The organism is Finegoldia magna (assembly GCF_002243175.1).
Classification (GTDB): Bacteria; Bacillota; Clostridia; order Tissierellales; family Peptoniphilaceae; genus Finegoldia; species Finegoldia magna_J.
This window is the reverse complement of the sequence record NZ_NDYF01000009.1, coordinates 71,754-84,119: the sequence shown is the minus strand read 5'-3', so window position 1 is coordinate 84,119 and position 12,366 is coordinate 71,754. Positions and strand designations below refer to the sequence as shown.

The following is a 12,366-nucleotide window of genomic DNA, read 5'->3' as shown; positions in this document are numbered from 1 at the left end:
ATAGAATTATTTTCTATTTTGATATTCATCTACTAATTCATCAATAAATTCATCAGTATTTTTAGATCCTACATCTCCGAGATCTCTTTTTCTTACTGATACTTCGTTGTTATCAATTTCATTTTGTCCAATTATTAATGAATAGTTCACTTTCTTCAATTGAGATTCCCTGATCTTAAGACCGATTTTTTCACTTCTATCATCAACCTTCACTCTCAATCCATGTGCTTTCATTTTTTGTTGTAATTCATAAGCATAATCATTGAATTTATCGCTAATAGGAAGAATTTCTACTTGAACTGGTGATAACCATAATGGGAATTTCCCAGCATAGTGTTCTATTAGTATTCCCATAAATCTTTCTTCACTACCTAAAATTGCTCTATGAATCATTGCTGGACGTTTTTTAGATCCATCACTTGCGATATAAGTCATATCGAATCTTTCTGGCATTTGGAAATCTAATTGAATAGTTCCACATTGCCAAGTTCTACCAATTGCGTCTTCCAAATGGAAATCTATTTTAGGTCCATAAAAAGCTCCGTCACCTTCATTAATTTTATATTCAAGACCTTTATGTTCCAATGCACTCTTAAGTGAATTGATTGCTAAATCCCAATCTTCATCTGACCCCATTGAATCTTCTGGACGAGTTGACAATTCAACTTCATATTTAAAACCAAACTTAGAATAAATATAATCACAGAAATCTATAATCTTAGTTACTTCTTCTTCTATTTGTTCAGGTAAACAGAATACATGTGCATCATCTTGTACGAAAGTTCTAACTCTAAATAAGCCATGCAATGCACCTGATAATTCATGGCGGTGAACTTGACCTAGTTCCGCAACTTTAATTGGAAGCTCTCTGTAGCTGTGCAATTCATCTTTGTAAACTAAAATTGATCCTGGACAGTTCATTGGCTTTATTGCATAATCATCGCCATCTATTTGAGTGAAATACATATTTTCTTTGTAGTGATCCCAGTGACCTGATTGATGCCATAAATCTTCGTTCAAAATCAATGGAGTTTTGATTTGACCATATCCTCTATCTAAAAGTTGTTCCTTCAAGAATTTTTCTAGTTCATTTAACACAACCATTCCATTTGGATGGAAGAATGGGAAACCCGGTCCTTCTTCTTGAATTGAGAATAGCCCCATTTCTTTACCGATTTTTCTGTGATCTCTCTTCTTAGCTTCTTCCATTCTATCCAAATATTCGTCTAATAATTTTTTCTTAGGGAATGAAATTCCGTAAATTCTTTGAAGCATCTTATTATTTTCATCACCTCTCCAGTATGCACCGGCAATTGATAATAATTTAAATGCTTTAATATTTTTCACTTCTAATAAATGAGGTCCTCTACACAAATCAACGAAGTCTCCCATTTCATACAATGTAATTGTAGCATCTTCATCAAGATTTTCTATTAAGTCAACTTTATAATCTTGACCTTCTTTCTTAAATCTTTCCAATGCTTCTTCTCTTGAAATTTCAACCCTTACTAATTTAGGATTTTCCTTAACTATTTTTTTCATTTCGGCTTCAATTTTTTCTAAATCTTCTGGTACGAATTTATGATCTGTATCTAAATCATAATAAAATCCGGAATCAATTGAAGGCCCAATTGCAAATTTTGTATTTGGATACAATCTTTGAATAGCATAAGCCATTAAGTGCGATGAAGTATGCCAGAAAATTTGTTTTCCTTCTTCATCATCAAATTTTACAAATTGAACTTCACAGTCAGAATCAATAGTTTCCATTAAACCCATAATTTTACCATCTACAACTGCTCCGACACAGTCTCTTGCTAATCCTTCAGAAATTGATTTGCAAACATCTAATAAACTTATTTCTTCATCAAATTCTTTTACGGATCCATCTTTTAATCTTACTTCAAACATAAATACCTCCTAATAAAAAAGAGACCCTCATCCCGATAGGGACAAGTGTCTCGTGGTTCCACCCTAATTTTTTCTCATTTGACAATAGGCTCCAAATTAGTATTCAGCATACTGATCTCTTAAGTAAAATTTCAGCCTAAGTTTTACTCTCTCTGAAAGTTCTTATATGCTTACTGGGATTTTTCATCGCCTTTATTTTAACTTTTCAATAATTTGGTTAAGTTCTAATAATTCTTGATTACCATTTTCCATATTTCGTAAAGTGAATTTATTTTGCTCAACTTCATCTTGTCCTATTATTATAACATATTTTACGGATAATTTGTCAGCATAATTAAATTTCTTTTTTAATTTATCATCTTCAAGATAACTCATACATCTAACAGAAGAACTTCTCAAATCATTCATCAACTTCACTGCATTTTTTTCGTAACCTTTCATAGGAATAATGATGCAATCAAAATTATTTTGTTGACCTTTTACCAAATTTAATTCTTGAAGTTGATAGAATAATCTCGTTAAGCCGATACTCATTCCTACACCAGGCAACTTGCTTTTAGTAAAATTATTCGCCAGACTATCATATCTTCCTCCAGAACATATAGATCCGATTTCACGATATTCCTTAAAAAATGTTTCAAATACTGAACCTGTGTAGTAATCAAGTCCTCTAGTTATCGATAAATTTATTTTAATATTATCTGGACTAACCCCCAAAGATAAAATATCTTCATATACAAATTTCAATTCATCCAGACCACAAACAAATAATTCATTATCGATACTCAATGATTCCAGTTTTTCGATAATTTCCTGGTTAGTTCCATCAATTTTTAAGAAATTTAAAATCGAATCAATTTTTTCATCTTCCAATTTTAGCTTAGATAATTCTTCTTTTACATTATCTATTCCTATTTTATCTAATTTGTCAATTATTCTCAAACATGATTCAAAGTCTTCAATACCTAAATTAGAGAAATATCCATTCAATATTTTTCTGTTATTAAATTGAAATTCAAAATCTGGAACATCTATTGATTTTAAAGCTTCATACATGCATTTTACTATTTCTGCATCATTATATAAGCTTAATTTTTCATTTCCTATAATGTCTATATCACATTGATAAAATTCTTTATATCTTCCTTTTTGATTTCTTTCTCCTCTATACACCTTAGCTATTTGATATCTTCTGAATGGGAATGCTAAGTCTTGCATGTACATTGAAATGTATTTTGCAAGTGGCACAGTTAAGTCAAATCTCAATCCTTGATTTTTCTTACTACTATCAATTCTATATACTTGCTTACTTGTTTCTCCTCCACCTTTTGATAGCAAAACATCTAATTTTTCTATGGCAGGTGTATCGATTGAAAAAAATGCATTTTTAATAAAAACATCTTCTATTCTTCTTTTAATTGTATCAAACACCATTTGGTCTTCAGGAAGAAGTTCCATCATCCCTGGTAATGTAGATGGTTGAATCATAATTGACCTCCTATTTATTAAAGATTATAGATCCGCGATCTATAAAATCATCATCATCTGTATAATAGTATTTTATATTTTCTTTTTCTAAAATTTCAATAAGTTTATTTTTAAATTTATATTTTTCAAGATTGCCATAAAAAACAATCCCTAAATCATCACAATATCCACAAGTTCCACCAATAAATCCTGTATCATAACCTTCTAGTTTTATTTCACCGGCATCTATCAGATAAGCCTTAATACTTTGTTTTTGAACACTATTATATATAGATTTATCACTGGTAATCACAAATTTATCAGTAACTATTGTTGAACATTTGGAGTATCCTTGTTTTACCATTATTAATTTCTCATCTTTAAGAAATTTCAAAATAATAGGATCTACAGATTTTTTATTACATACTAAATGATTTTCAATTGAAAAGTTATTTAACAAGCAATCTTTCGGATATGTGTTCGTTATCTCAAGCTCTGTTACGTATAATGTTATATAATTTGGAAGATATGCCCTATAATGAAAATACGATTCTTGAGTACAAACGAATGCATTTTCATTTATTTTCCTAATTTGCATATCTACATGGTCACTAACTTTTTCATCCATTTTTTTACTATCGAAACTGTAAATAACTTCATAATCATTGCCTTTTAAAAATTTTATCAAGCCTTTTTTAGCTTTAAAACTAATTATCGCAAATTTATTATGAGATTCAACAAACATATCATTCTTTATTTCTAATCTATTTTGATCATCCAAATGTTCTTTTATAATTTCATCAAAAATAAATCCATTGAACTTAAATTTAATTATATCAAATAAGTTTGATAGTGCATAATCCATTAAAAATCTAAAAATTTTAAAAAGTATTGATTTATTAATTTTATCTAAATATATCTCTTTAATTAGCAACTCTTTATTATCTAAATCTAACACTAAATACCCTATTAACTTAGTTTCTTCAAAAATCACGAAATGATTTTTTCTAGATATTTGTTTTTTCAAAGATTTAATTATTGTTGTTCTATTTTTCGCCAAATTTGAATCAAACTTATTTTGAAATAAAAAATTATTTCTCAGTTTGTATACAAAATCCGATAATTGATCAATATACTCATCTTTTAATAAATCAATAAAAATCATATTAACTCCTTTACATATAAAAAAAAAGAAAGTCTATAATAAACTTTCCTTTGGAGGCGACACCCAGATTTGAACTGGGGGTGAAGGTGTTGCAGACCTCTGCCTTACCACTTGGCTATGTCGCCATATGGAGCGGAAGACGAGACTCGAACTCGCGACCCTCGCCTTGGCAAGGCGATGCTCTACCACTGAGCCACTTCCGCACACATTTTGGTGCCCAGAGCCGGAATCGAACCAGCGACACAAGGATTTTCAGTCCTTTGCTCTACCGACTGAGCTATCTGGGCTTAATGTATCAAACATTACTTTACTAGTATAAACGATTAAATTTGTTTTGTCAAATTTTTTTACAACAATTTAAATCTGACTTTACAATTTACTTATACCTTTGTAATACTCTGTCATTTAACCCATACCACAATGCATCTTCTATAGAATTATTTAAAACAGTTTTCAAAGTTTTAACAATTTTTTTGTACAAATTTTCCAATTGCCACATATTCAAAAATTTTTCTTCAGAAATCACTACACTATCATTAATAGATTTCATCACTAACTGTTTGTCCATCTTGCTATTAATGCTAAATATCTTGTCTTTTAAGATGTTTTCGCAATAATTATCTATTATTGAATCTTGTACTCTGAATGCATTAGATTTGTTTTTAATTGAACTAATCATTTTATTTTTTAAAAACTTAGCACTTCTGCTTTCAGTATTATGAAGAAGAATATCCGATTTTTTAATCGTAGATGCTGGAATATGTCTTAATGCATAAAACTCCAACTCATCACTTATATTCTTATTATTAAAGCCTTCAGTATAAGCTTGAAGATAATATGTGAATTCAATTTTATTAATATCTTCTGAGATTAAATCAAAAATAGCTTTAATAATATTTTCTCTGTCATTTCTATACGACAAATGATTAATTAAAACATTGTAAATTTTATTAAGAGCATTATATTTGACATAACAAGGTTGTATTTTGTTTTCTTGTTGAACAATATCAAGCATTAAGTATAAAGCTAATAAATCATCTTCGAAAAGAAATTTTTTCTCAAGCTTTTTCTTTAAATTGTTCGTATTGTAAGCTTTATACATAACTTCTACTCCTAATTATATTTAAAAAACAAAGGACTTTTGATAGTATCTTTCTGTAGAGAATACTTCAATAGTTTCAAAGATAAAACAGAAAATAGAATAATTCAACCCGTACGCAAAGTCCAAATCTCTAGTTTTATCTTCTGAAATGCTGTATTCATCTATTATATCTTCAATATAATTCTTAACCAGTGTTTTTAACATCACACATTCATCATTGTCTATGCTTATTTGACTTGTTATTATTGCCTTTTTGTCAAATATATGATTTTGTGCCAACTTATTCAAAACTCTTTCGTATTTCATGTGATCTTTAAGGTGTTGATTGCACCTCCATCTTTTTGCGTGTGGAAGACACACATAATCACTTAGATAATGACTTATTACTCCAAGTTTTGTACTCAAAATCTTATTTTGCAATGAGTTCAATCTTGTTAAATCTGTAAATTGAAAAAGATAAATTATAGTGATAATTTCTTTTACAATATAATTTATACTTTCTTCTTTGTAATGTGCTATCAGCTTGTATTTTGGTAAAATATCTGGACTAACAGCTCCCCATTCTAATTTTTTTATATTTAAATTGATTCCATAAGAATCTTTAATGTCTTGATTTATTTCTCTAACAATTCTCTTATGAGTTTCTGGAAAAATATTAATCACTACCTTTCGTTATTGGACATAATATTATTTTAGAGTAATTTAAGTTAAAAGTCAATTATTAACTTTTGCACATAAATACAAGGAAATCGCTAATTCTCAACGATTTTTCGTCTATAACTTCATTTATAAGATTAACAAATTCACTAGAATATTTTTCAGTTAAAAAAGAATAATCTATGTTAAGCGAATGAATTTCGAATTTTTTCATTTCACAAAAAACATTATAGATTAGATTTTTGAAAATATTTTTGTTGTTATTTCTTAAATCTTCTGGCAAATTTGCCAATATCACATAATCTGAAGTTATATTAAAAGCAGGAATGATTTTACATTCTCCTTTTTCTATTCCACTTATTTTTGTAAGAGGTTCTAAAATTCTTTCTCCAGCTTTCTCAACTAATTTTTTTGAATTCTCTTCCAGAAGTGAATTTTCGATAAAATATAAAATTGCATCGCTTTGTAGCTCAAAAATATTGCCTTTAACAAATCTTATATCCATAAAATCTACCCCTTTTTGTTTACTATATTACCAATATCAATTATAATACAACATAAGAAAAAAGTATATGAAAGGAATCAATAATTATGAATGTAGCTATAGTATGTGAATACAATCCGTTTCATTTTGGACATCTACATCAAATAGAACAAATCAAAAAGAAATTCCCAGAAGCAAACATAGTTGCAATAATGAGTGGAAATGTAGTACAACGTGGTGATTTTTCTATTTTAGACAAACTTTATAAAACTAAAATTGCTTTGGAATACGGAATAGACTGTGTTATTGAACTTCCTTCTGTATTTTCTTTACAATCAGCAAAAAATTTCAGCTATTACGCTATTAAAATAATAGACACTATTGGATGTGATTATGTTTCTTTTGGAGTTGAAACAGAAATAGAAGATCTTATTTCATACAAAGATTTTCTATTAGAAAATGAAGCTAATATTAAACAGTTTATACTAGAAAACAAAAATAATTCATATAATAAAAACATAATGGAATTTTCAAAGCAAAACTATACTGATCATTCTGATGAAATCTTCAAATCAAATAACATTCTTGCTTTGGAATATATGAAATCATTAGATAAACTACACTCTAAATGTAAAATTCTGCCAATAAGAAGAGTCAATAGCGAATACAATTCAAGTTCTATTGAAAGTATTTCTTATAGTGCATCTTCTATTAGATCTAATTTAAAACTATTAGAAGAATTCAAAGACAAAATTCCATCCTTAACTTACGAATATCTAAAAAACAATTCTATTCAATCTAACAAAAAACTTTTAGACATATTATCTTATAAATTATTTGTGGAAAAATCTGAATTGGATAATATAACGGGTTATGAGAAAGGATTAGAAAATCTTCTATCAAAAGCATTGAATGAAAATTATGATGATTTTTTTGAAAACATAAAAAATAAAAAATATACCCAAAATCGACTTAAAAGATTGATTTTAAATTATATTTTAGGAGTGGATAAAAAATTTGTGGATGATATCGTAAATGCAGATATTGAAGCTGTTCGCCTATTGGGATTCAAAAAAAACTTCGATTTGTCCACAATTAATAAAAATTGTAAAATTTATTCTTTGAACAGAGATTTTTCAAATTTATCTGATAATTACAAAAAATTATTTGAATATGATATAAAAGTCAGTAGACTAATCTATTCTACAAAAAAGGTTAATGATTTTTATAATTTTCCAGTAATAAAAAAATAGAGAATATTTTGAGGAAACTCTCAAAATATTCTCTTTATTCTATTGTCCTTGTTGTTTAGTCAAAATTCTTGGACCATCTTTTGTGATAGCTAATGTGTGTTCATATTGGCATGATTTTTTCCCGTCAATAGTTCTAGCTGTCCATCCATTTTTATCAATTTTCAACTTATGAGTTCCCATATTTATCATTGGTTCAATAGTTAAAACCATTCCCTCTTGTAATCTAAGACCTCTGTGTTCTTTACCATAGTGAAGAACCATTGGATCTTCATGCATACCTCTGCCGATTCCGTGGCCAGTGAATTCTCGTACTACAGAATAGCCATTAGTTTCTGCTATGGACTGAATTTTAGCTCCTATATCGCCTAGTCTATTACCTATTACGGCTAATTTAATTCCTTCATACAAACATTCTCTAGTAACATCCATAAGTTTTTGAGTCTCTTCATCTATTTCACCAACTGCATAGCTCCAACAGGAATCACTCATCCAACCATTCAATTCAACTACTGTATCAACTTTTAACAAGTCCCCAGATTTTAAAACATAATCAGATGGATATCCATGGCATATTTCATCATTTACAGAACAACATGTAGCGTACGGGAACCCTTCAAATCCTATTTGAGCTGGTATTGCTCCTTTGCTTCTAATAAATTTTTCGCAAAAATCATTAACTTGCATTGTGGTCAAACCTGGTTTAACGAATTCTCGCAAAGCTTCATGCATTCCTGAAATGACATTTCCAGAAATATCCATTTTTTCTATTTCATCTTTATTTTTTATAATAATCATTTAATCACCTATTCAAAAAAGTTCTTAGGTAATGTAATTTTTACCTTTTTAATTCTTTTATCTTCCACAAAAATTATATTGTACAAAACATCATCTATTTCTATTTTTCTTTTGAATCCATCTTCAGGTATATATCCTAACCTGTTAATTAACATACCGCCTAATGTATCATAATCATCCGATAGCTCATCGATCTCAAGTCCAATGTTAGAATTAATTTCTTTTATGGAAGTACTACCTTTTACTATATAATTAAACTTGTCAACCTGAATAATATCAGGGGCTTCATGGTCGTATTCATCTTCGATATTACCAACTATTTCTTCTATTAAATCTTCCATCGATACAATTCCTGAAAAACCACCATATTCATCTATTAAGATTGCCATGTGAATTCTTTTTTTCTTCATATCTGAGAATAAATCATTGATATTTTTAGTTTCTGATATGAAATACGCTGGTTTTAAAATTTTTCGTAAATCAACATTTTTAAATCCATGTTTGTAAGCTTCACTCATATAATCCTTAATATAAATAATGCCCAGTATATTATCGATATCACCTTCATATATTGGAATCCTTGAAAATTTAAGTTCCATTAATTTATCTAAATAATCTTCAATGCAATCCTCAAGGTCAATGGCAAATACTTCTGTTCTTGCTGTCATAATCTCTTCAGCTGTTTTTTCATTGAAGTTAATAACTGCATCAATCATATCTTTTTCATTTGAATTAATAATTCCTTGTTCTTTTCCGACCTCAACCATTGATTTTATTTCTTCAACAGTTATTTTGCTTTCCACATTCAAAGTTTTTATTCCAATTATACTTAGTATAAATTTTGTTGACTTAGAAAGTAAGAAAACAAATGGTTTTAAAATAAAGTAAATAAATCTCACAGCATTAATTGAAAATAATGCAAAAGAATCCGCTACACTCAAAGCGATTCTTTTAGGAATCAATTGTCCAAACAAAATATACAAAAATGACAAAACAATAAGTACAATACACACCGATATCCAATAAGTTACAGATTTATTTAATCCTAAAAATATTAACTTTTGACTCAAACTGACACTTAAACTAGATGCACATATTGCTGAAGCAACAAATCCAATGTAAGTTAAAATCACCTGAATAGTAGACAAAAATTTTGTGTGTTTTTCAAATTGTTCTAAGACAGATTTTGCCTTTTCATTTCCATCATCACTCATAACTCTAAGCTTGTTTTTGTCACAAGATACTATTGCTATTTCACTTGCTGAAAAGAAAGCATTAATTATTATGAGTATCAATAAAATAACCAATTCTAAAATAAGATTGGGCCCGACTTCGTCCATTTATTCCTCCTAAAATTATAGATAATAATATTATACAATAATTTTGAATTAAAATAAAACAAAATTAAAAACGGAATGTTTTCTGCGATATACAGATAACATTCCGCTTAAAATCTTTTAATTCAATTCGTGTTTTAGAAAAACACTTTAAATACTAAAAATATTCTATCTTTTAGAATAAGTTTAGTATTAGTCCACCATGTTGAGCAATCAATGGTGCGAATACTAGTGATACTACTGTCATCAATTTAATTAAAATATTTAATGATGGACCTGAAGTATCCTTGAATGGATCCCCAACAGTATCTCCTACTACAGCTGCTTTATGAGCATCTGATCCTTTTCCACCGTGTTGACCTGATTCAATATATTTCTTAGCATTATCCCATGCTCCACCACTGTTTGACATGAATATTGCCATTAATACACCAGTTACAAGTGAACCTGCTAAAAGTCCACCTAAAGCTTCTGCCCCTAACAAGAATCCCATAACAACAGGACAAACTACGGCTAACAAACCTGGAACAAGCATTTGTCTTAATGCAGCACCTGTAGAAATGTCCACACATTTTTTATAATCAGGTTGTTGAGTACCTTCCATAATTCCTGGGAATTCTTTAAATTGTCTTCTAACTTCAACAATCATATCATTTGCAGCTGTTCCTACAGCATCCATAGTCAATGCTGAGAACAAGAATGGTAACATACCACCAATAAACATACCAGCTACAACTTCTGGACTTGTAACATCGATTTGTTTCAAACCTACTACAGCAGTATATGATGCAAATAATGCTAATGCTGTCAATGCAGCACTACCAATTGCAAATCCTTTACCAATTGCAGCAGTAGTATTACCAACTGAGTCTAATTTATCTGTAATATTTCTTACATTTTCTGGTAATTCGCACATTTCAGCAATACCACCAGCGTTATCTGCTATAGGACCATAAGCATCTACCGCAATTGTCATACCACAAGTAGATAACATACCGATTGCAGCTACTGCGATACCATACAATCCCTCTGTAGGATTCGTTGCACCATTTGATGCAAAGAATGAAACTATTATACCAATAGCTATTACAATAATTGGACCAGTAGTTGATTTCATTCCTGTAGCCAAACCAGAGATAATATTTGTAGAAGAACCTGTTTCTGATTCTTCGGCAATTTTTTGAACTGGTTTTTTATCTTCAGATGTATAGTATTCTGTAAATTGTGAAATTATCAATCCAACCAATATACCAGCTAATACGGAGAAGAAAGCATTATTACTGCCAAGAATAGATCTTGATAAGAAGAAAGATCCAGCAATTGCTAAAATAGAACTGATAATTGTACCTGTATTTAAAGATTTTTGAGGATCTTTTCCTCCTCTAACTGTAAATACACCTATAATAGATGCAATAACACCTAACGCTGCAATTGCTATTGCAAATGATACACCAGCTTCTTTATAAGCTAATAAACCTAATGTAATACCTGATAAAATACTACCCGCATAAGATTCGAATAAGTCAGCTCCCATACCAGCAACATCACCTACGTTGTCCCCAACGTTATCTGCAATAACTGCAGGGTTTCTAGGGTCATCTTCAGGAATACCTGCTTCAACTTTACCAACTAAGTCTGCACCAACATCGGCTGCTTTTGTATAGATACCACCACCAACTCTGGCAAATAAAGCTATAGAAGAAGCACCAAAACTAAATCCAGTAACGATTTCAGCATCTTGGAAAATAATATAAGAAAGAGTTATACCTAAAATTCCTAATCCAACAACGCACATCCCCATTACTGCTCCACCAGAAAATGCTACGTTTAATGCTCCATTCATTCCTTCTTCTTTTGCCGCGTTAGCTGTCCTAACGTTTGCCTTTGTTGCAGTTTGCATACCAATGTAACCTGCAAGTACACTAAATATTGCACCAGCTAAAAAACAAATTGCTGTCTTATAATCGATTGCAACACCTAGAATTACACATACTATAACAACAAAAATAATAAGTGCTTTGTACTGGCGAGAAAGATAAGCCATTGCTCCGTCGTGAATAAATCCAGATATCTCCCTCATTCTTTCATTACCAGCACTTTTTTTACTTATGCTACTAAATTTTATTGCAGCAAATAATAAAGCGATAATACCTGCTGCAATAGCTAAATAGTAATACATATTGTCCATGATTTAC

At 29.6% G+C, this 12,366-nt stretch carries 10 protein-coding genes and 3 tRNA genes; 1 reads left to right on the top strand and 12 read right to left on the bottom strand.

The annotated features are described in order from the left end of the window. Positions 1-6 precede the first annotated feature (6 nt). The 9 genes from thrS to B9N53_RS02780 all read right to left on the bottom strand — a co-directional run bounded on the left by thrS (position 7) and on the right by B9N53_RS02780 (position 6,807). Positions 7-1,911 (bottom strand): threonine--tRNA ligase, encoded by a 1,905-nt coding sequence (gene thrS, locus B9N53_RS02820; protein ID WP_094203587.1) that lies wholly within the window; start codon positions 1,909-1,911, stop codon positions 7-9. 192 nt (positions 1,912-2,103) lie between these two features. Beyond that, a complete protein-coding gene (hisS, locus tag B9N53_RS02815; protein WP_094203586.1) occupies positions 2,104-3,399 on the bottom strand; it encodes a histidine--tRNA ligase in 1,296 nt (431 codons plus the stop codon). A 10-nt stretch (positions 3,400-3,409) separates the two neighbouring features. Next, positions 3,410-4,543: a DUF6873 family GME fold protein gene (locus tag B9N53_RS02810; RefSeq protein WP_094203585.1), complete on the bottom strand. Its 1,134-nt coding sequence runs from the start codon at positions 4,541-4,543 to the stop codon at positions 3,410-3,412. 51 nt (positions 4,544-4,594) lie between these two features. Further along, positions 4,595-4,668 (bottom strand) — tRNA-Cys (locus B9N53_RS02805). A gap of 3 nt (positions 4,669-4,671) precedes the next feature. Next, positions 4,672-4,746, bottom strand: a tRNA-Gly gene (locus B9N53_RS02800). An 8-nt stretch (positions 4,747-4,754) separates the two neighbouring features. After that, positions 4,755-4,830, bottom strand: a tRNA-Phe gene (locus B9N53_RS02795). 89 nt (positions 4,831-4,919) lie between these two features. Further along, on the bottom strand, positions 4,920-5,645 hold the full coding sequence (locus B9N53_RS02790) for a hypothetical protein (RefSeq protein WP_094203584.1): 726 nt from the start codon (positions 5,643-5,645) through the stop codon (positions 4,920-4,922). A gap of 21 nt (positions 5,646-5,666) precedes the next feature. Further along, positions 5,667-6,308 (bottom strand): zinc dependent phospholipase C family protein, encoded by a 642-nt coding sequence (locus tag B9N53_RS02785; protein WP_094203583.1) that lies wholly within the window; start codon positions 6,306-6,308, stop codon positions 5,667-5,669. A 58-nt stretch (positions 6,309-6,366) separates the two neighbouring features. Beyond that, complete coding sequence (locus B9N53_RS02780; protein ID WP_094203582.1) at positions 6,367-6,807, bottom strand: hypothetical protein; 441 nt, start codon at positions 6,805-6,807, stop codon at positions 6,367-6,369. A gap of 86 nt (positions 6,808-6,893) precedes the next feature. On the opposite strand from B9N53_RS02780, the gene B9N53_RS02775 reads away from it, so the two are divergent. Next, positions 6,894-8,039 (top strand): nucleotidyltransferase family protein, encoded by a 1,146-nt coding sequence (locus B9N53_RS02775; protein ID WP_094203581.1) that lies wholly within the window; start codon positions 6,894-6,896, stop codon positions 8,037-8,039. Between the two features lie 39 nt (positions 8,040-8,078). On the opposite strand, the gene map is transcribed toward B9N53_RS02775, so the two are convergent. The 3 genes from map to B9N53_RS02760 all read right to left on the bottom strand — a co-directional run bounded on the left by map (position 8,079) and on the right by B9N53_RS02760 (position 12,359). Beyond that, positions 8,079-8,834, bottom strand: a complete 756-nt coding sequence (map, locus tag B9N53_RS02770) for a type I methionyl aminopeptidase (RefSeq protein ID WP_094203580.1) — start codon at positions 8,832-8,834, stop codon at positions 8,079-8,081. Between the two features lie 8 nt (positions 8,835-8,842). Then, positions 8,843-10,174 carry a hemolysin family protein gene (locus B9N53_RS02765; RefSeq protein WP_094203579.1) on the bottom strand — a complete coding sequence of 444 codons (1,332 nt, stop codon included), beginning with the start codon at positions 10,172-10,174 and terminating at the stop codon, positions 8,843-8,845. Positions 10,175-10,346: 172 nt separating this feature from the next. After that, positions 10,347-12,359 carry a sodium-translocating pyrophosphatase gene (locus B9N53_RS02760; RefSeq protein ID WP_094203578.1) on the bottom strand — a complete coding sequence of 671 codons (2,013 nt, stop codon included), beginning with the start codon at positions 12,357-12,359 and terminating at the stop codon, positions 10,347-10,349. Positions 12,360-12,366 lie beyond the last annotated feature (7 nt).